We start from the raw sequence: 19,508 nt of genomic DNA, 5'->3' as shown, positions 1-19,508 counted from the left end.
ACCCCGCCGGGGCCGCGCCCCCACCGCCGAGCAACCCCGCAGGGCCACCGCACCGCCCCAGCCCCCGCCGCCGCCATGGCCCGGCTTCCGCCCAACCCTGCCGGGCTCGCCCCCACCCCCGAGCAGCCCCGCCATGGGCCGTGCCCAACCCGCAGCACGCCCAACCCCGCCGGGGCCGCGCCCCCACCGCCGAGCAACCCCGCAGGGGCACCGCACCGCCCCACCCCCCGGCACCGGCATGGCCCGGACCCCGCCAGGGAAGCCCGGCCGCCGTCAACCCCCGCCGGGCGCGCCCCCCGCACCGCCGAGCAACCCCGCAGGGGACCGGCGGGTCAGGAGGTCGCGGGTGGCTGCCGTCAGGGCCCAGGCCGGGAAGGCGAAGGCGGTCAGGCCGAGGCCCATGGGCGCGAAGGTGGTGAGGAAGTCCAGCTGCACGGCGTGATCGGCGTCGGGCCCGCTGACGCGGGCGGCCACCGGCGCTTGCGGCCGTTCGTCGAAGACGCCGTCGATCCTGATCCCGGCCAGGGAGAACGACCCGTCGGCGGCGGTGAAGGAGCCCCGGCACGTCATCGTGCGCTCCCCCTCGAAATCCGGCTCACCCCACACGCACCGTTCCGCGCCGAACCTGCCGTCCACCCCCGTCAGCTGGGTGATCAGGCGGGGTACGGCCGCGTGGAACATCCAGATCCCGACAGCGAGCCCGATGGCGATCGGGACGGCGTGCACCCATCGCACGCCGGAGTTTGTCCTGGTCATTCCCGGGACAGTAGTGATCTCGAACGGGTGGGCGGAAGGGATTTCCGGGGGTCGGGGACGGGCTTCGCGCAACGCCCGGAGGTCGGGAATTGGCACTCCGCTTGACCGAGTGCTAATCGCCGGAATAGTCTCGCACCTGGCACTCGCCCCCGGTGAGTGCCAACACAGCGACAGGCAGGTCCGGCACCCGCGACGACGGATCGACCTGGTCGCCACCTCAGACAGTTAACCCCGGATCTCCGAAGGGGGAGGTCGGATCGTGACGACCGCCAGCTCCAAGGTTGCCATCAAGCCGCTTGAGGACCGCATCGTGGTCCAGCCGCTCGACGCCGAGCAGACCACGGCCTCCGGCCTGGTCATCCCGGACACCGCGAAGGAGAAGCCCCAGGAGGGCGTCGTCCTCGCGGTCGGCCCGGGTCGCTTCGAGGACGGCCAGCGTCTCCCGCTGGACGTCACCGTCGGCGACATCGTGCTGTACAGCAAGTACGGCGGCACCGAAGTGAAGTACAGCGGCGAGGAGTACCTCGTCCTCTCGGCTCGCGACGTGCTCGCGATCGTCGAGAAGTAATTTCGCTTCACAGCACTGCTTTGAGCTACGCCCCTGGTCACCCCGCTGATTGCCGGGCGGCGAGGGGCGTAGCTCGTTAAACCCGAGTTTTCGAGAGGGCTGAACCGCTCCCATGGCGAAGATCCTGAAGTTCGACGAGGACGCCCGTCGCGCCCTCGAGCGCGGCGTCAACAAGCTTGCCGACACGGTCAAGGTGACGATCGGCCCCAAGGGCCGCAACGTCGTCATCGACAAGAAGTTCGGCGCCCCCACCATCACCAACGACGGTGTCACCATCGCCCGCGAGGTCGAGCTGGACGACCCGTACGAGAACCTGGGCGCGCAGCTCGTGAAGGAGGTGGCGACCAAGACCAACGACATCGCGGGTGACGGCACCACCACCGCCACCGTGCTGGCCCAGGCGCTGGTCCGCGAGGGTCTGCGCAACGTCGCCGCGGGTGCTTCCCCGGCCGCCCTGAAGAAGGGCATCGACGCCGCGGTCAAGGCCGTGTCCGAGGACCTCCTCGCGACCGCCCGCCCGATCGAGGACAAGTCCGACATCGCCGCCGTGGCCGCGCTCTCCGCGCAGGACTCGCAGGTCGGCGAGCTCATCGCCGAGGCGATGGACAAGGTCGGCAAGGACGGTGTCATCACCGTCGAGGAGTCCAACACCTTCGGCCTGGAGCTGGAGTTCACCGAGGGCATGGCCTTCGACAAGGGCTACCTCTCCCCGTACATGGTCTCCGACCAGGAGCGTATGGAGGCCGTCCTCGACGACCCGTACATCCTGATCAACCAGGGCAAGATCTCCTCCATCCAGGACCTCCTGCCGCTGCTGGAGAAGGTCATCCAGGCGGGTGGCTCCAAGCCGCTGCTGATCATCGCCGAGGACGTCGAGGGCGAGGCGCTCTCCACCCTCGTCGTCAACAAGATCCGCGGCACCTTCAACGCGGTGGCCGTCAAGGCCCCGGGCTTCGGCGACCGCCGCAAGGCGATGCTGCAGGACATGGCCACCCTCACCGGTGCCACCGTCATCGCCGAGGAGGTCGGCCTCAAGCTCGACCAGGCCGGTCTGGACGTACTGGGCTCCGCCCGCCGCGTCACGATCTCCAAGGACGACACCACCATCGTCGACGGCGCGGGCAGCTCCGACGAGGTCCTCGGCCGCGTGAACCAGATCAAGGCCGAGATCGAGGCCACGGACTCGGACTGGGACCGCGAGAAGCTGCAGGAGCGCCTGGCGAAGCTCGCCGGCGGCGTCTGCGTCATCAAGGTCGGCGCCGCCACCGAGGTGGAGCTCAAGGAGAAGAAGCACCGTCTCGAGGACGCCATCTCGGCGACCCGCGCCGCGGTCGAGGAGGGCATCGTCTCCGGCGGTGGCTCCGCGCTCGTCCACGCCGTCAAGGTCCTGGACGGCAACCTCGGCCTGTCGGGCGACGAGGCCACCGGTGTGGCGGTCGTGCGCCGCGCCGCCGTCGAGCCGCTGCGCTGGATCGCCGAGAACGCGGGCCTCGAGGGCTACGTCATCACCTCGAAGGTGTCCGAGCTCGACAAGGGCCAGGGCTTCAACGCCGCCACCGGCGAGTACGGCGACCTGGTCAAGGCCGGCGTCATCGACCCGGTGAAGGTCACCCGTTCCGCGCTGGAGAACGCCGCCTCCATCGCCTCCCTGCTGCTCACGACCGAGACCCTGGTCGTCGAGAAGCCGGCGGAGGACGAGGGCGACGCCGGTCACGGCCACGGTCACGGCCACAGCCACTGATCGCGCTCCACGTCGAAGGCCCCGTTCCGCAGTCGCGGAGCGGGGCCTTCCCCGTGTGCGGGCCTCAGGTTCCGTAGGGCGTTCCGGTCCCGCCCATCTGGCGTTGCAGGGCTCCGGGGTTGTAGTGCCACCAACCCTCGATGATCTCTCCGTCCAGGCACCGGAAGGTGGTGGTCCCGGACATCTCGTAGGTCTTCCCGGTCGGTGCGACCCCCATGAACTCTCCCTTGTGGGTGCCGCGCCAGTTCCACACCGTCGTGACCATGTCGCCCTCGGCCAATTGGGCCGTCGGCTCGAAGGTCATGTCGAAGGCGGCGCGCCACATCTCCATGTCCGAGCGCATGCTCTCGCGTCCGATGACGGTGGGCTCCTCCTTGCTGGCGTCGTGGTCGATGTAGTTGGTCGCGAAGCAGTCGTCGAGGACGCTCATGTCGCCGGCCATGGCGGCTTCCTGGAACACCCGGTTCACGAGCTGCTTGTTGAGGTGCTCGTCGCGGACCACGTCGAGGTTCATGAACTTCGGCATCCCCTCACAGAGGGACACCATCTCCTGGAACATCCGGTCCGTCTCGGGGAGCTGAGAGTTCTTCATCGCCTCCTCGTACGAGGCGAATTCCACCATGTCCACGTAGTGGTTCCGGGCCTCGCGGTCCTGGCCGATCATCGTGTGCGTGGCGGTGCGCCTGCCGCTGCTCTGTTCCGCCCAGCGGTCGATGAGCGCGTTCATCTCATCGAACCGCGTGGTCTCATAATCGATCACCTGTACGAATGTCATCGCGTCGCCTCCCGCTGGAGATGGGACATGTCCAGTTTAGGGAGAGTCGACCCTTTTGGCGGTTTCGGCGGGCTTCGGCGGAGGCTCACCGGCGGGTCACGAGTGCTACTGGGGCCCGTACTTGCGGCCCGTGCGCGAGGACACCCCGCCCAGCAGCCCGCGCGGCGTCAGCTTCACCACGCCCATCAGCGCCTTGTAGCGCGGGTCCGGGATCGACACCGTCTTCCCGCGCGCCAGGTCGGCCAGCGCCGCCGCCACGAGCTTGTCGGCGTCCAGCCACATCCATCCGGGGATGCTGTCCGTGCCCATGCCGGCGCGCTGGTGGAACTCCGTCCGCACGAAGCCCGGGCACAGCGCCATCAGCCGGACCCCCGACCCCGCCATGTCCCGCGCCGCGCCCTGGGTGAACTGCACGACCCAGGCCTTGCTGGCCCCGTACGTGCCGCGGGGCACGAAGGCGGCCACCGAGGCCACGTTGATCACGCCGCCGCGGCCGCGCGAGCGCATCGACTCCGCCGCCGCCGAGGTCAGCCGCAGCACCGCCTCGACGTGCACCTTCAACATGGTCAGCTCGTCGGCCATGGAGACTTCGAGGTAGCGGCCCTTGTTGCCGAAGCCCGCGTTGTTGACCAGCAGGTCCACCGGGTGCGTACGGTCGCCGAGGCGTTTCTCGACCGACGCGATGCCCTCCTCGGTGGACAGGTCGGCGACCAGCACCTCGGCCTCGATGCCGTGCAGGTCGTGCAGCTCCGTGGCCTGCTCGCCGAGGCGCTTGGTGTCGCGAGCCACCAGCACGAGGTTGTGCCCCTGGGCGGCCAGCCGCCTGGCGAAGGCGGCGCCGATGCCCGCCGTGGATCCCGTAATCAACGCAGTCGTCATAGGCGCAACCTAGCCGCCCCGGACGACAGCGCTACCGCGCCCCGGCCCCGGTGCCGTACTTCTCCACGTACCGGCGCACGGTCTCGTGCGCCTCGGGCTCCATCGCGGCGCCCGCGGCCAGGGTGCGCGGCAGCAGCGCACGCTCGGTGGTGAAGGCGCGGAACCAGAGCTGCACCGTCACGTCGTGGTCCGGCCGGTGGATGACCTCGATGGGGTCGCCGGGGGAGACGGAACCCTCCTCGATCACCCGGAGGTACGCGCCCGGCCGGGCCTCCCGGGTGAACCGCCTGACCCACCCCGCCTCGCCCAGCGCGCCCTGGAAGGTGCGGCACGGGATGCGGGCCGAGGCCACTTCCAGGACGAGGTCCGCGCCGACCCGCCAGCGGTCGCCGAGCCGTGCGGTGTTCAGGTCGATGCCGGAGGTGGTGAAGTTCTCGCCGAAGAGCCCGCCGGGCATGTCGCGGCCCAGCTCGCGCTCCCACAGGTCCAGGTCCTCGCGGGCGTACGCGTACACGGCCTGGTGGTCGCCGCCGTGGTGGCGCCGGTCGCAGATGGCATCGCCCTCCAGGCCGCTGCCGAGGCCGGTGGCCTTGTCGCCGGGCGCGAAGACGCGGACCGGGCCGGCGACGGGGCGCTTGCCGATGCCCGTGACCCCGCTCTCCGCGTCGGTGTGCTCGGAGGGCGTGGCGGCGGCGACGTTCACGGAGATCAGATGCATGGGGCCCATGGGCCCAGGCTAACCGTGCGGCCCCAAAGCGTCACAGAGGTATTCGCGCAGCGGTCAAAGAGGGCCTTATGCTCCAAGGGTGATCGAGGCACGTCATCTCCGGGTCCTGCGCGCCGTCGCCGGGACCGGGTCCTTCTCCGCCGCCGCACGCGAACTCGGCTGCACCCAGCCCGCCGTCTCCCAGCAGATGAAGGCGCTGGAGCAGTCGGCCGGCACCCCGCTGCTCATCCGCACCGGCCGCGAGATGCGGCTGACCCAGGCGGGCGAGGCCCTGGTCCGGCACGCCGCCGGGATCCTGGCCGGCCTGACCGCCGCCGAGGAGGAGGTCGCGGCCATCGCCGGGCTGCGCGCGGGCCGCGTGCGGCTGGTCTCCTTCCCCAGCGGCAGCTCCACCCTGGTGCCGACCGCGCTCGCGGCAATGCGCGCCGAGCACCCCGGCACCCGCATCTCGCTCGTCGAGGCCGAGCCGCCGCGGTCCGTGGAGATGCTGCGCGAGGGCGACTGCGACCTGGCGCTGGCCTTCCGCTACGGCGGGGCCGCGGGGTCCGCGGCCGAGTGGGAGGACCTCGTGGTGCGGCCGCTGCTGACCGACAGGCTCGTGGGACTGGTCCCCGAGGGGCACGCGCTGGCCGGGGCGGAGCGCGTGGGCATGGCGGAACTGGCCGGCGAGCCGTGGATCGCGGGCTGCCCGCGCTGCCGCCGCCACCTGGTGGAGGTGTGCGAGGAGGCCGGCTTCACCCCGCGCATCGACTTCGCCACCGACGACTACCCCGCGGTGGTCGGCCTGGTCGGCGCGGGGCTGGGCGTGGCGGTGCTGCCGGAGCTCGCGGTGGAGTCCGTACGGGCCAAGGGCGTCAGCACGCTCGTCGTGGAGCCGGCCGTCGAGCGGGAGGTCGTGGCGCTCACCCTGCCCGACCTGGCCCGGGTGCCCGCCGTGGCCGCGACCCTGGCCGAGCTGGAGCGCGCGGCCGCGCGCTGATCCCGCCCCCGGCCGCGCTGACCCGTCCGCCGGGCCGGTGCCGGCCGCGCGGCGACGCGGACAGGCCTTACACGCGCGGCGACACGGAGCGGCCGTACACGCGCGGGGCGCGCGTACGGCCGAACGCGTGAATCCAGGACCGGGCGGCGACACGCCCGGCGTGCAGGTGGTGCGGAGGAAACGTTCCTTCCGTCGTTTCGTCGGCTCTCAGTGCGGCGCGATCGGTCCGATCGCACTCGACGCGGGGATCAGTCGGTGCCGGGCGCGGCCCATCAGTTCCTCGCGCTCGTCCTCGGTGAGGCCGCCCCACACCCCGTAGGGCTCACGGACGGCGAGTGCGTGCGCGGCGCATTCCGAACGAACCGGGCATCGCATGCAGACCTCTTTAGCCGAGGCCTCGCGCGCGCTCCTGGCCGCGCCCCGCTCGCCCTCCGGGTGGAAGAAGAGGGAGCTGTCGACCCCGCGGCAGGCTGCTAGCAGCTGCCAGTCCCAGAGGTCGGCGTTCGGTCCGGGGAGGCGGGAGAAATCTGCCATTGGTAGTCCTCGTTGGTGCCGGTACTGAGGCGGATACGGTCCATGTCTCCAAGGGTCTCCACACCTACTGTCGGAGTAGATGTAAATATGACTCATTGGGAATCTAGCCTCAGACACGTGCCAAACGGAAGGAAAGCCGCCAAATAGGGCATAGCTCCAGATGGAGGACAGGCCGCTTGCGCCTCCGCCGCAGTGTTCGCTTCCTCACGTAGAGTGCCGAAGGTGTCCGTCCGACCCGTAACTCTTTCGAGTGACCATCGTTGAGAGTGCGAAGGCGGTTGAACCGACAAGTTCTCGGACAGGTGTCCGGGAGCATCGACCGCACAGGTGACGATACGTACCAGCCTGGAGGCTCAAGGTGACGCGCATCAGCAGCTGCGGAGGGCGGTCATGACTTCCGTCCTCGTCTGCGACGACTCCCCGCTTGCCCGAGAGGCGCTCCGTCGCGCGGTTGCCACCGTGCCCGGCGTCGAGCGTGTGACGACGGCTGCCAACGGCGAGGAAGTCCTCCGCCGCTGGGGTGCCGACCGCTCCGACCTGATCCTGATGGATGTACGGATGCCCGGGCTCGGCGGTGTGGAGACGGTCCGCCGCCTCCTCTCGGCCGACCCCGGCGCCCGCATCATCATGCTGACGGTCGCCGAGGACCTGGACGGCGTGGCCCTCGCGGTCGCCGCCGGCGCCCGCGGCTACCTGCACAAGGACGCCTCGCGCGCCGAACTGCGGGCCACGGTCACCCAGGCCCTCGCCGACCCGACCTGGCGGCTGGCCCCGCGCCGGCTCCGCTCCGCCGAGATGGGTGCCGCGCCCACCCTCACCGCGCGCGAGATCCAGGTGCTGGAGGGCATGAGCCACGGCCGCTCCAACGCGGAGATCGGCCGCGAGCTCTTCCTCTCCGAGGACACGGTCAAGACGCACGCCCGCCGGCTGTTCAAGAAGCTCGGCGCCTCGGACCGCGCGCACGCCGTGGCGCTCGGCTTCCGCTGGGGTCTCGTCCGCTGACCCGGCAGCGGCCGGGCCCCGCCCGGTCCGCCGCAGACCGCGGATCGTCGAGAGCGGTCCCGTCCGCCACCGGTGGACGGGGCGGCGCGCCGCTCTTGCCGCCTCCCGGCGCCTCCCGGCGCCTCTTCTCGTCGCGGTAGCCCCGTCCCGCCGTACCCGGTGCGCACCCGGGGGTTGGCGGGGCACAATCCGGGGGACGTCTCGCTTCGTGCGCGATGCCGCATCCTTGAGGGTGTGGAGTCTCTCGGGGACTATTCGGCCGAGCGGGAGGGGAGGGCGCAGATGAAGAGTTCCGGCGCACCCGCTCATAACGCTTCGACGCACAACAAGGGACACGGTGCCGCGGATGCTCCGGCGCCAAGGCACCATGGACTGATGCGCGACGACGAGGCCCTGGGGTCCCCTGCGGCCACAGGCCCCACCGGCGCCGCCGGCGGCGGCAGTGCCGGAGGTGTCAGCGCGCTGGTGCGCCGGGCGGTGGAAGGTGACGAGCAGGCCACGCACGACCTGCTCGCCTTCGTGCACCCCCTGGCGATCCGCTACTGCCGCACCCGGCTGTCCCGCCTTCCGGGTGACGCCCGGCACTTCGTGGAGGACCTGGCGCAGGAGGTCTGCGTCGCCGTCCTGATGGCGCTGCCGCGCTACCGGGACACCGGTCGGCCCTTCGAGGCCTTCGTCTTCGCCATCGCCGCGCACAAGGTCGCCGACCTGCAGCGGGCCGCCATGAGGCACCCGGGCAGCACGGCCGTGCCGTCGGACGAGATGCCCGAGCGGCCGGACGACTCGCTGGGCCCGGAGGAGCGCGCGCTGCTCAGCAGCGACGCCGCCTGGGCCAAGAAGCTGCTGGCGAACCTTCCGGAGAACCAGCGCGAACTCCTCGTCCTGCGGGTGGCCGTCGGGCTGACCGCGGAGGAGACCGGCCAGATGCTCGGGATGTCCCCCGGAGCCGTGCGCGTGGCCCAGCACCGGGCCCTCAGCCGGCTCCGCGCGCTCGCGGAGCAGTAGGCATACCCGTAGGAACCTACGAAACTTCCGGTTGACCTTGGTCGTGGAATGAGACGCGTCGGTATCCCGTTAGCATGGACATCCGCGCTGAGCAAGACCATTTGGGAAGGTGTCATGACCGCCGACGGAGTGCCCGACAAATTCGCCACGCTCGGACTGACCTACGACGACGTGCTGCTGCTGCCGGGCGCGTCGGACATGGCGCCGGACGACATCGACACCTCTTCCCTGATCTCCCGCAACGTCCGCGTGAACATCCCGCTGCTGTCCGCCGCCATGGACAAGGTCACCGAGGCCCGCATGGCCATCGCGATGGCCCGCCAGGGCGGCGTCGGCGTGCTGCACCGCAACCTGTCCATCGCGGACCAGGCCAACCAGGTCGACCTCGTCAAGCGCTCCGAGTCCGGCATGGTCACCGACCCGATCACCGTGCACCCGGACGCGACCCTGCGCGAGGCCGACGAGCTCTGCGCGAAGTTCCGCATCTCCGGCGTCCCGGTCACCGACCCCGCCGGCAAGCTCCTCGGCATCGTCACCAACCGCGACATGGCCTTCGAGTCGGACCGCAGCCGCCAGGTGCGCGAGGTCATGACGCCGATGCCGCTGGTCACGGGCAAGGTCGGCATCTCCGGCGTGGACGCCATGGAGCTGCTGCGCCGCCACAAGATCGAGAAGCTTCCGCTGGTCGACGACGCGGGCATCCTCAAGGGCCTCATCACGGTCAAGGACTTCGTCAAGGCCGAGAAGTACCCGAACGCCGCCAAGGACAAGGACGGCCGCCTCCTGGTCGGCGCCGCCGTCGGCGTGGCCGGCGACGCGTACGAGCGTGCCCAGGCCCTGATCGAGGCGGGCGCCGACTTCATCGTCGTCGACACCGCCCACGGCCACTCCCGCCTGGTCGGCGACATGGTCGCCAAGATCAAGTCGAACTCCGCGGTCGACGTCATCGGCGGCAACGTCGCGACCCGCGACGGCGCCCAGGCGCTGATCGACGCCGGCTGCGACGGCATCAAGGTCGGCGTCGGCCCCGGCTCCATCTGCACCACCCGCGTCGTCGCCGGCATCGGCGTCCCGCAGGTCACCGCGATCTACGAGGCCTCCCTCGCCGCGAAGGCGGCCGGCGTGCCCGTCATCGGCGACGGCGGCCTGCAGTACTCCGGCGACATCGCGAAGGCCCTGGTCGCGGGCGCCGACACGGTGATGCTCGGCTCGCTGCTCGCGGGCTGCGAGGAGTCCCCGGGCGAGCTGCTCTTCATCAACGGCAAGCAGTTCAAGTCCTACCGCGGCATGGGCTCGCTCGGCGCGATGCAGTCCCGCGGCGACCAGCGCTCCTTCTCCAAGGACCGCTACTTCCAGGAGGGCGTGGGCGGCGACGACAAGCTCATCCCCGAGGGCATCGAGGGCCAGGTGCCCTACCGCGGTCCGCTCTCCGCGGTCGTCCACCAGCTCGTCGGCGGTCTGCGCCAGTCGATGTTCTACGTGGGCGGGCGCACCGTGCCGGAGCTCCAGGAGAACGGCCGCTTCGTGCGCATCACCTCGGCGGGCCTCAAGGAGAGCCACCCGCACGACATCCAGATGACCGTCGAGGCCCCGAACTACAGCCGCAAGGGCTGAGCAGGCGCCGATGGTGAGGGGCGGGCCCGGGACACCGGGTCCGCCCCTCTCGCATGGCGTCCGTACAGCGGTCACCGGGACGCGGCCCGCCGGGGTTCGGGGATACTGGACGGGCAGACCCAGAGGAAAGGCCACCACACGTGACTGAGATCGAGATCGGGCGCGGCAAGCGCGGCCGCAGGGCGTACGCGTTCGACGACATCGCCATCGTCCCGAGCCGGCGTACCCGGGACCCGAAGGAGGTCTCGATCGCCTGGCAGATCGACGCGTACCGCTTCGAGCTCCCCTTCCTGGCCGCCCCCATGGACTCGGTCGTCTCCCCGCAGACCGCGATCCGCATCGGTGAGCTCGGCGGCCTCGGCGTGCTGAACCTCGAAGGCCTGTGGACCCGCTACGAGGACCCGCAGCCGCTGCTCGACGAGATCACGGAGCTGGACGAGGAGTCGGCCACCCGCCGCCTCCAGGAGATCTACTCCGCGCCGATCCAGGCCGACCTGATCCGGCAGCGCATCAAGGAGGTGCGCGACTCCGGTGTGGTCACCGCCGCCGCGCTCTCCCCGCAGCGCACCGCCGAGTTCTCCAAGGCCGTCGTCGACGCGGGCGTGGACATCTTCGTCATCCGCGGCACGACCGTCTCCGCCGAGCACGTCTCCGGCGCCGCGGAGCCGCTGAACCTCAAGCAGTTCATCTACGAGCTCGACGTCCCGGTCATCGTCGGCGGCTGCGCCACCTACACCGCGGCCCTGCACCTGATGCGCACTGGTGCCGCGGGCGTGCTGGTCGGCTTCGGCGGCGGCGCCGCGCACACCACGCGCAACGTGCTCGGCATCCAGGTCCCGATGGCGACGGCCGTCGCGGACGTGGCAGCGGCCCGCCGCGACTACATGGACGAGTCCGGCGGCCGCTACGTGCACGTCATCGCCGACGGCGGCGTGGGCTGGTCGGGTGACATCCCGAAGGCCGTGGCCTGCGGCGCCGACGCCGTGATGATGGGCTCCCCGCTGGCCCGCGCCACGGACGCGCCCGGCAAGGGCAACCACTGGGGCATGGAGGCCGTCCACGAGGACGTGCCGCGCGGCAAGAAGGTCGACCTCGGCACCGTCGGCACCACCGAGGAGATCCTCACCGGTCCCTCGCACAGCCCGGACGGCTCGATGAACATCTTCGGTGCGCTGCGCCGTTCGATGGCCACCACCGGCTACAGCGAGCTCAAGGAGTTCCAGCGGGTCGAGGTCACGGTCGCGGACTCCCAGCACCGCCGCTGACGTCCCCGGTCGCACACGCCGCAGGGCCGGCACCCCGCTCGGGGTGCCGGCCCTGCGGCATCGGGTCACAGACCGAGGTACAGCGTGACGGCGTGTTCGATCTGGGCGAGCTCGTACCGGTCCAGATAGTGCACAGGGTCGCCGTGCACGAACGACACGTCGATCGTGCGGATCTGGTCGACCAGCAACCGCGTGAGCCTTCCACCGATCTCCAGCTCGGGACGGAAGGGGGAATCCTGGGCGCTGGTCGACGTGGGGACGATGGTCACCACACTCCAGGCCATGCCGCTCGGGCTCAGGACGAGGCCGAAGCGCTTGCCCCGCTGCTCGTGCCCGCGCTTCGCGTCGCCCAGGTCCACGCGGTAGACGGCGCCCCGGATCACCAGGCGTCCGGTTCGGCGTTCAGGTCCTCGTCCGCCAGCCGCTCTGCTGCGACGCGGGCCTGTTCGAGCCACGCCTCCCGCTCCAGCAGGCGCAGGGCCCGTCTGATCACGTCGCTGGTCCGTTCGCCGTCGCGCATGGCCGCCGCGATGATCCGCTCGTCCTCTTCGGTGGGCCTGAACCCTATGGTCGTCGCCATGCGTCCAGATTACTCCCGGTGCAACATCTGTGCAACGAATGTTGCACATCCGGCCTGTTCGGGTACTGCCGGCACTCAGAGGCGGTGGGCGGCGCCCGCCGGGCCGGCGCCCCGGGTGTCCAGGAGGAGCTGGGCCTTCACCGCCAGGGCCTGCATGTCGTAGGTGCGGTGGTGCTGGAGCAGGATCGTCAGGTCGGCGTTGGCCGCGGCCTCGTACAGGGACTCCGCGCGGGGGACCGGCTGCTCCCGGACCCGCCAGCCCGTGATGTACGGGTCGTGGTAGCTGATCAGCGCGCCGAGGTCGATGAGGCGGCTGGCGATCTCGCCGGCCGGGGAGCCCTCCTGGTCGGCGAGGTCCGGCTTGTAGGTGACCCCGAGCAGCAGGACGCGGGCCCCGCGGGCGGACTTGCCGTGCTCGTTCAGCAGGGTGGCCGAGCGCTGGATGACGTACTGCGGCATCCGGTCGTTGATCTCCTGCGCCAGGCCGACCATGCGCAGCGGGTGTCCGGGGGTGCGGGTGGTGTGGGGGAGGTAGTTCGGGTCGAGGGGGACGCCGTGGCCGCCGACGCCGGGGCCGGGGCGGAAGGCCTGGTAGCCGTACGGCTTGGACTCGGCGCAGCGGATGACGTCCCACAGGTCGACGCCGAGGTCGTGGCAGAGCACGGCCATCTCGTTCATCAGGGCGATGTTGACGTGGCGGTAGTTGGTCTCGAGGAGCTGCACGGTCTCGGCCTCGCGCAGGCCGCGGGCGCGGACCACCTTCTCGGTGAGGCGGGCGTAGAAGGCGTGCGCGGACTCGGTGCAGGCAGGGGTGAGGCCGCCGATCACCTTGGGGGTGTTGGAGATGCCGTGGGTCCGGTTGCCGGGGTCGAGGCGGCTGGGGGAGTAGGCCAGGTGGAAGTCCCGGCCGGCGCGGAGTCCGGATCCCTCTTCCAGGATCGGCCGCAGGTAGTCCTCGGTGACGCCGGGGTGTACGGCGGATTCGAGGATCACCGTGGTGTGCGGGCGCAGCCGCGCGGCGAGGGCGCGGCCCGCGCCGCCCACGGCGGAGAGGTCCAGCGCGCGGTCCGCGCCGAGCCGGGTGGGGGCGCAGATGACGGCCGTGCGGACCCGGCCGAGCTCGGCGGGGTTGGTGGTGACCCGGAAGCCGGCCGCCGACATGCGGCGGATCTCGGCAGCGGAGAGAGTGGAGTCCGTGACCGGACCGCTGTCGTAGCCGACCGTCTCGATTCCGGCGGCGACGGCCGCCTGGGCGAGCGGGAGGCCGAGGTGGCCGAGTCCGATGACGGCGAGGTCTGCGGGCATGGGGATGCCGTCCCTTCCCTGGCGTGAGGGGGTGCCGCGCAAGTCCTCCCGAGGGCAGGGGAGCTGGCGCAATGTCAGACTAGGCTTATATATGACAGATATGTCGCATTGCGGGGTGAACGTCGCCGTTGTGTTGTCCACAGGCGGTGGCTGATGTGGGTGCGGGACGTCAGAATCGTGAAACGGGGGCATGTGAGCGGGATCTCACCCGCACCAACGGGAGGCAGCCGTGAGGACAGCGACACTGGGGCCGGAGCAGCGAGCCGCGGCCTTCACCCGGATGGCCGACCGGGAACTGGACGTACTGGTCGTGGGCGCGGGCGTGGTCGGCGCCGGCACCGCGCTCGATGCCGTCACCAGGGGCCTGTCCACCGGTCTGGTGGAGGCCCGGGACTGGGCCTCGGGCACCTCCAGCCGGTCGAGCAAGCTCGTCCACGGCGGCCTGCGCTATCTGGAGATGCTCGACTTCGCCCTCGTGCGGGAGGCGCTGAAGGAGCGCGGTCTGCTGCTGGAGCGCCTCGCCCCGCACCTGGTGAAGCCCGTGCCCTTCCTGTACCCCTTGCAGCACAAGGGCTGGGAGCGGCTCTACGCCGGAGCGGGCGTCGCGCTGTACGACGCGATGTCGGTCTCCAGCGGGCACGGCCGGGGCCTTCCGGTGCACCGGCACCTCTCGCGCTCCCGGGCCCTGCGGGTGGCGCCGGCGCTGCGCAAGGACGCCCTGGTGGGCGCGCTCCAGTACTACGACGCCCAGATGGACGACGCCCGGTACGTCACCACGCTCGTGCGGACGGCCGCCGCGTACGGGGCGCACTGCGCCAACCGGGCGAGGGTCGTCGGATTCCTGCGCGAGGGGGAACGGGTCGTCGGCGCGCGTGTGCAGGACGTGGAGGGCGGCGTCGAGTACGAGATCCGCGCCAAGCAGGTCGTGAACGCCACGGGTGTGTGGACGGACGACACGCAGGCGCTGATCGGGGAGCGCGGGCAGTTCCACGTACGGGCCTCGAAGGGCATCCACCTGGTCGTGCCGAAGGACCGCATCCACTCGACCACCGGGCTGATCCTGCGGACCGAGAAGTCGGTGCTGTTCGTCATCCCGTGGGGCCGGCACTGGATCGTGGGGACCACGGACACCGACTGGGACCTGGACAAGGCGCACCCGGCGGCGTCGAGCGCGGACATCGACTACCTGCTGGAACACGTGAACTCGGTGCTGGCGGTGCCGCTGACGCGCGACGACGTCCAGGGCGTGTACGCGGGCCTGCGGCCGCTGCTGGCCGGTGAGTCGGACGCGACGAGCAAGCTGTCGCGCGAGCACACGGTGGCGCACCCGGTGCCGGGGCTGGTGGTGGTCGCCGGCGGCAAGTACACGACGTACCGGGTCATGGCGAAGGACGCGGTCGACGAGGCGGTGCACGGGCTGGCCCAGCGGGTCGCGCCGTGCGTGACGGAGGACGTACCGCTGGTGGGGGCCGAGGGGTACCGGGCCCTGTGGAACGGCCGGGCGAGGATCGCGGACCGGACGGGTCTTCACGTGGTGCGGGTGGAGCACCTGTTGAACCGGTACGGGGCGCTGACGGAGGAACTCCTCGACCTCGTCGCCGCCGATCCGGAACTGGGCAAGGCGGTGACCGGCGCGGACGACTACCTGCGGGCGGAAATCGTGTACGCCGCATCGCACGAGGGGGCACGGCACCTGGACGACGTGCTGACGCGGCGGACGCGGATCTCGATCGAGACCTTCGACCGGGGGACGCGGTCGGCACGGGAGTGCGCGGAGTTGATGGCGCCGGTGCTGGGGTGGGACAAGCAGCAGATCGAGAAGGAGGTGGAACACTACGAGAAGAGGGTCCAGGCGGAGCGGGAATCGCAGCGGCAGCCGGACGACCAGACGGCGGACGCGGCACGGCTGGGGGCGCCCGACATCGTTCCGTTGTAACTCCGGGATGCGGAAGGCGGAACCGCAGACCCGGGGGGTCCGTCCGTTGCGGAGTGAGGAACAATGATGGCTCTGCCGGGGCGGGTTACCGTGGGCCCCGGCCGCCGGGTCGCTCAGCCGCTGGGGCGGGCGGAGCAGCGGCACGATCGCAGAGGGGACGCATGTCGAAGCCGGAGCACACCGAGTCACCTGCCGGGGCGCCTGCGGCGAAGCTTGGCGAGGGCGCTTCGGCGGGGCCTGCCCCTGCCTCTGCGCCTGCGGCGAAGCCCGAGGATGTTTCCGTGCCCGCGGCAAGGACGGCCGCGGACGGGGAGCCTGACGAGCCGAAGTCCGCCTCTGCCCCTGCGCCTGCGGCGAAGCCCGCTGGTTCGAAGGTGGGGCTGGGCAAGGCTGAGTCTGTAGCGGCCGGTCCGGATTCGGACGAGGCGAAGCCCGCGGCCGCGCCCGCTGCCGAGGCCGAGGACGCGAAGCCCGCCGCCAATCCCGTCGTCGAGAAGGCCGATGCCATGGCCGCCGCCGTCAAGGCCGCCGCCGCCAAGGCGGCCGGGGACGGGCAGGACGAAGGGCGGCTGCTGGCCGGGCGCTACCGGCTGGGGGCCGTGCTCGGCAAGGGCGGGATGGGTACCGTCTGGCGGGCCCAGGACGAGACCCTGGGCCGCACGGTCGCCGTCAAGGAGCTCCGCTTCAGCAGCGGGGTCGACGACGACGAGAAGCGCCGCCTCATCACCCGCACCCTCCGCGAGGCCAAGGCCATCGCCCGGATCCGCAGCGGCGGCGCCGTCACCGTCTACGACGTCGTCGACGAGGACGCCCGGCCGTGGATCGTCATGGAGCTCATCGAGGGGCCCTCGCTCGCCGAGTTCATCCGGGAGAACGGCCCCCTCACCCCGCACCGCGCGGCCGAGGTCGGCCTCGCGGTGCTCGACGTCCTGCGCGCCGCGCACGGCCAGGGCATCCTGCACCGGGACGTCAAGCCCTCCAACGTGCTCATCGCCGGCAACGGCCGTGTCGTCCTCACCGACTTCGGCATCGCGCAGGTCGAGGGAGACCCCTCCGTCACCTCCACCGGCATGCTCGTCGGCGCCCCCTCCTACATCTCGCCCGAGCGCGCCCGCGGCCAGAAGCCCGGCCCGCCCGCCGACATGTGGTCCCTCGGCGGCCTGCTGTACGCCTCCGTCGAAGGAACGCCCCCGTACGACAAGGGGTCCGCGCTCGCCACGCTCACCGCGGTGATGACCGAGCCGGTCGACCCGCCGAAGAACGCCGGCCCGCTGACCGAGGTCATCTACGGTCTGCTCGCCAAGGACCCGGCCCGCCGCCTCGACGAGGCACGCGCCCGGGCGATGCTCACCGCCGTCATCGCCGCGCCCGAGCCGGAACCGGTCCCCGTGGTGACCGCGGTCGCCGAGGAGACCCGGCAGATATCGCTGGCCGACGCCAAGCAGGCAGCGGAGAAGGCCAGCGCGGAGAAGGCCGCCGAGAAGGCCGCGAAGAAGGAGCGGGAGCGTCGCGAGCGGGAGCAGCGCGAGCGCGCCCGCGCCGCGCTGAAGGCCGCCCGCAAGTCCGCGGCGGCGAGCCCGGCCGCCGCCACGACCGCGGTCTCGGCCGCGGAAGCGCCGAAGGGCCGGACCGCCTCCGTCGTCGCGCCGCTCACGGACGTCATGCCGCGCCGCACCATCGCGCTCGCCGTGGTCGCCGTGGTCGCCGTGCTGGCGGTGGTCGGCTCGCTGATCGCCTGGGCGGTCAGCGGCGACGACAAGGACAAGAAGGACCAGGGCAAGGGCGGCCAGGCCACCCCGGCCGCATCCGCCCCGCAGACCTCGGGCGGGGCCGAACAGGGTTCCCCGAAGCCGTCGGGCAACACCGGTGAGACGGGTGCGGGCGGCACCGCCGGCACCGGCACCGACGCGGGTGCCGGCGGCCAGGGACAGGGCCAGCAGACCCCGGCCGCGAGCCAGGGCCAAGGCCAGGGCCAGGGTCAGGGCCAGGGCGCCACGACCGGAGGCGTGGGAGGCGCACTCCCCGCCGGATACGCGATGGTGACGGAGCCCGGCTTCCACTTCTCGATGGCCATGCCCGAGGGGTTCAGGCGGACCGGCACGGCCGGTGAGAACTCCGGCGCCATATTCAGCCGCGACGGCGGTTTCCCCCGGATCCAGGTCGACTACAACAACAAGCCGAGCGACGACGCGGCCCTCGCCTGGGCGAAGCTGGCCCCCGCCGTGGGAGGCAGCAGCAAGGGCTACCGGCAGATCCGCATAGACAAGGCCGAGTACCGGGGCTACCCGACCGTCGCCGACTGGGAGTTCGAGCGCGAGCAGGGCGGGATGAAGGTCCGCGTGCTCAACCGCGGGTTCAAGGTCGACGCCACCCACGGCTACGCCATCATGATCAGCTGCCCCGCGGACCAGTGGGACGGCCCCGAGTGCACCCAGATGCGCGACGTCGCCTTCCAGACGTTCCAGCCTCTCGGCTGACCCCGGGACGCAGGCGCCCCTGTCGACGTATCGTGTCAGCGGGGCCCTGGGGGGCCTGCCGCACTCGGGGGAGGCGATGTGGAGGAGTACGCGGGCCGGATCCTGGCCGGCCGCTACCGCCTGCCGCTGCCGCCGTCCGACGAGTACGAGCTCGTCGAGACCCGGGCCTTCGACACGCGCAGCGGACAGGAAGTCCTGGTGCGTCAGGTGCCGTTGCCCGAGGTCGTGGACGCCGAGCTGGTGGACGGACCGTCGGCCGTTCCGGCGGCCCGCCGCGCTCCCGCCGACCTGCCGGCCGTACGGCGCGCGATCGAGGCGGCCCAGGCCGCTGCCTCGATTCCCGACCATCCCCGGCTGGACCAGGTCTTCGACGTCTTCGCCGAGGGCGAGTCGCTGTGGATCGTGAGCGAACTGGTCCCGGCCAGGCCGCTGGCCGCGCTGCTCGCCGACGAACCCCTCAGCCCCTACCGGGCTGCTGAGGTGGCGTCGGACGTGCTCACCGCGCTGCGCGTGCTGCACGCGCACGGATGGACGCACCGGAACATCACCGTCCGGACGGTGCTGGTGTGTGAGGACGGCCGGGTCGTACTGACCGGCCTCGCGGCCGGGGCGGCGGAGGAGGCCCTGTGCGGGTACGACCCCGTCCCCCGCACCGACGACTCCGGCCCCGACGAGCGGTGGGGCGCCGGCCCCGCAACCGCCCCGTCACCGACCACCGTGCCGGCCCCACCGGTCCCGGTGCAGACGCTCCCGGCCCCGGCGCAGACCCAGCCCCAGCCGCCGGCCCCGCCGCCGGCGCCCGAGGCGGACGCCGCCCCCGGGTACGCCCCGCTCGTGGCCCCCGGGTACGACACCGGGCCGCGGTACAACGACCACATCACCCCCGGGCGGCCGCAGGACCGCGCCGACCTCCAGGCCGCCGCACGCGCCGGGGCCATCGCCGCGTACCGGGCGGGCGCGCGGGCCGCAGCCGCCCACGTCACCGAGCAGCGCAAGGCCGAGGCCGAGAGCGGGGCCGTGATCGAGGCGGGGTCCGCAGCCGCGCCCGAGCGCCGGCCCGAAGGATCGACCCTCCCGCAGGGCTACTCGTACCCGTACGGCCGAGGACCGCAGACCGGTGCCGGTTCCGGCGCCGGCAGCGCAACCGGTACCGCCGGCGCCTGGCACGGCGCGACCCCGCGCCGCCCGGCCCTGCCGCAGCCGGAAACCGCCTCCCTGCCGCAGCCCGGGCCGGGGCCCGAGCCGCAGCCGGAAACCGCGTCCCCGCCGCAGCCCGAACCGAGGCACGGGCCGCAGCCCGAACCGAGGCACGAGCCGGAGCCCGGGGCGGGGCCCGGGGCGCAGCCGTGGCCCGCCCCGGGCCCG

The 19,508-nt window shown here is 72.0% G+C and carries 18 protein-coding genes; 10 read left to right on the top strand and 8 right to left on the bottom strand.

The genetic code is table 11. The features are described from left to right. Nucleotides 1-273 precede the first annotated feature (273 nt). Entirely contained in the window at nucleotides 274-756 is a 483-nt protein-coding gene (locus AVW11_RS32000; protein ID WP_143568926.1) for a hypothetical protein, read from the bottom strand. A 259-nt stretch (nucleotides 757-1,015) separates the two neighbouring features. Between AVW11_RS32000 and groES the strand changes: the two genes are divergently transcribed. After that, nucleotides 1,016-1,324, top strand: coding sequence for a co-chaperone GroES (gene groES, locus AVW11_RS31995; RefSeq protein WP_030011064.1), 309 nt, complete (start codon nucleotides 1,016-1,018; stop codon nucleotides 1,322-1,324). A gap of 112 nt (nucleotides 1,325-1,436) precedes the next feature. Further along, nucleotides 1,437-3,065, top strand: a complete 1,629-nt coding sequence (gene groL / locus AVW11_RS31990) for a chaperonin GroEL (protein ID WP_030851491.1) — start codon at nucleotides 1,437-1,439, stop codon at nucleotides 3,063-3,065. A gap of 64 nt (nucleotides 3,066-3,129) precedes the next feature. Here the strand turns inward: groL and AVW11_RS31985 are convergent, their stop codons facing one another. From AVW11_RS31985 to AVW11_RS31975, 3 genes are all read right to left on the bottom strand, one after another. Continuing rightward, entirely contained in the window at nucleotides 3,130-3,840 is a 711-nt protein-coding gene (locus AVW11_RS31985) for an ester cyclase (RefSeq protein WP_076046775.1), read from the bottom strand. Between the two features lie 105 nt (nucleotides 3,841-3,945). Continuing rightward, nucleotides 3,946-4,719 (bottom strand): SDR family NAD(P)-dependent oxidoreductase, encoded by a 774-nt coding sequence (locus tag AVW11_RS31980; RefSeq protein WP_060178865.1) that lies wholly within the window; start codon nucleotides 4,717-4,719, stop codon nucleotides 3,946-3,948. A gap of 31 nt (nucleotides 4,720-4,750) precedes the next feature. Further along, nucleotides 4,751-5,437 (bottom strand): MOSC domain-containing protein, encoded by a 687-nt coding sequence (locus tag AVW11_RS31975; RefSeq protein ID WP_076046777.1) that lies wholly within the window; start codon nucleotides 5,435-5,437, stop codon nucleotides 4,751-4,753. Between the two features lie 88 nt (nucleotides 5,438-5,525). Here AVW11_RS31975 and AVW11_RS31970 point away from each other — a divergent pair, with 88 nt between their 5' ends. Further along, nucleotides 5,526-6,425: a LysR family transcriptional regulator gene (locus tag AVW11_RS31970; protein WP_030851478.1), complete on the top strand. Its 900-nt coding sequence runs from the start codon at nucleotides 5,526-5,528 to the stop codon at nucleotides 6,423-6,425. A 207-nt stretch (nucleotides 6,426-6,632) separates the two neighbouring features. On the opposite strand, the gene AVW11_RS31965 is transcribed toward AVW11_RS31970, so the two are convergent. Beyond that, entirely contained in the window at nucleotides 6,633-6,959 is a 327-nt protein-coding gene (locus AVW11_RS31965; RefSeq protein WP_030027725.1) for a WhiB family transcriptional regulator, read from the bottom strand. 390 nt (nucleotides 6,960-7,349) lie between these two features. Here AVW11_RS31965 and AVW11_RS31960 point away from each other — a divergent pair, with 390 nt between their 5' ends. From AVW11_RS31960 to AVW11_RS31945, 4 genes are all read left to right on the top strand, one after another. Further along, on the top strand, nucleotides 7,350-7,961 hold the full coding sequence (locus AVW11_RS31960) for a response regulator transcription factor (protein ID WP_003948568.1): 612 nt from the start codon (nucleotides 7,350-7,352) through the stop codon (nucleotides 7,959-7,961). 375 nt (nucleotides 7,962-8,336) lie between these two features. Next, nucleotides 8,337-8,966, top strand: coding sequence for a sigma-70 family RNA polymerase sigma factor (locus tag AVW11_RS31955; protein ID WP_030659530.1), 630 nt, complete (start codon nucleotides 8,337-8,339; stop codon nucleotides 8,964-8,966). A gap of 114 nt (nucleotides 8,967-9,080) precedes the next feature. After that, the gene (guaB, locus tag AVW11_RS31950; RefSeq protein ID WP_030851476.1) at nucleotides 9,081-10,580 is read left to right on the top strand and encodes an IMP dehydrogenase; all 1,500 of its coding nucleotides are present in this window, start codon (nucleotides 9,081-9,083) and stop codon (nucleotides 10,578-10,580) included. Between the two features lie 140 nt (nucleotides 10,581-10,720). Further along, entirely contained in the window at nucleotides 10,721-11,845 is a 1,125-nt protein-coding gene (locus tag AVW11_RS31945) for a GuaB3 family IMP dehydrogenase-related protein (protein ID WP_030851473.1), read from the top strand. A 65-nt stretch (nucleotides 11,846-11,910) separates the two neighbouring features. Here the strand turns inward: AVW11_RS31945 and AVW11_RS31940 are convergent, their stop codons facing one another. The 3 genes from AVW11_RS31940 to AVW11_RS31930 form a co-directional block, all read right to left on the bottom strand. After that, on the bottom strand, nucleotides 11,911-12,228 hold the full coding sequence (locus AVW11_RS31940; RefSeq protein WP_107277627.1) for a type II toxin-antitoxin system PemK/MazF family toxin: 318 nt from the start codon (nucleotides 12,226-12,228) through the stop codon (nucleotides 11,911-11,913). Continuing rightward, nucleotides 12,225-12,425 (bottom strand): hypothetical protein, encoded by a 201-nt coding sequence (locus AVW11_RS31935; RefSeq protein ID WP_046779220.1) that lies wholly within the window; start codon nucleotides 12,423-12,425, stop codon nucleotides 12,225-12,227. Before AVW11_RS31935 ends, AVW11_RS31940 begins: the two co-directional genes overlap by 4 nt. Before the next feature lie 75 nt (nucleotides 12,426-12,500). Beyond that, a complete protein-coding gene (locus tag AVW11_RS31930; protein ID WP_076046774.1) occupies nucleotides 12,501-13,730 on the bottom strand; it encodes a nucleotide sugar dehydrogenase in 1,230 nt (409 codons plus the stop codon). A 229-nt stretch (nucleotides 13,731-13,959) separates the two neighbouring features. On the opposite strand from AVW11_RS31930, the gene AVW11_RS31925 reads away from it, so the two are divergent. The 3 genes from AVW11_RS31925 to AVW11_RS31915 form a co-directional block, all read left to right on the top strand. Further along, on the top strand, nucleotides 13,960-15,666 hold the full coding sequence (locus AVW11_RS31925) for a glycerol-3-phosphate dehydrogenase/oxidase (RefSeq protein WP_076046773.1): 1,707 nt from the start codon (nucleotides 13,960-13,962) through the stop codon (nucleotides 15,664-15,666). 374 nt (nucleotides 15,667-16,040) lie between these two features. Further along, nucleotides 16,041-18,143 carry a serine/threonine-protein kinase gene (locus AVW11_RS31920; protein WP_476755992.1) on the top strand — a complete coding sequence of 701 codons (2,103 nt, stop codon included), beginning with the start codon at nucleotides 16,041-16,043 and terminating at the stop codon, nucleotides 18,141-18,143. Nucleotides 18,144-18,221: 78 nt separating this feature from the next. Continuing rightward, nucleotides 18,222-19,508, top strand: a 1,287-nt coding sequence (locus AVW11_RS31915) for a protein kinase (protein WP_158076176.1), incomplete at its 3' end; no start/stop codon positions are given.

This window comes from Streptomyces amritsarensis (assembly GCF_001953875.1).
Classification (GTDB): Bacteria; Actinomycetota; Actinomycetes; order Streptomycetales; family Streptomycetaceae; genus Streptomyces; species Streptomyces amritsarensis.
This window is presented reverse-complemented; position numbering and strand designations above follow the sequence as displayed.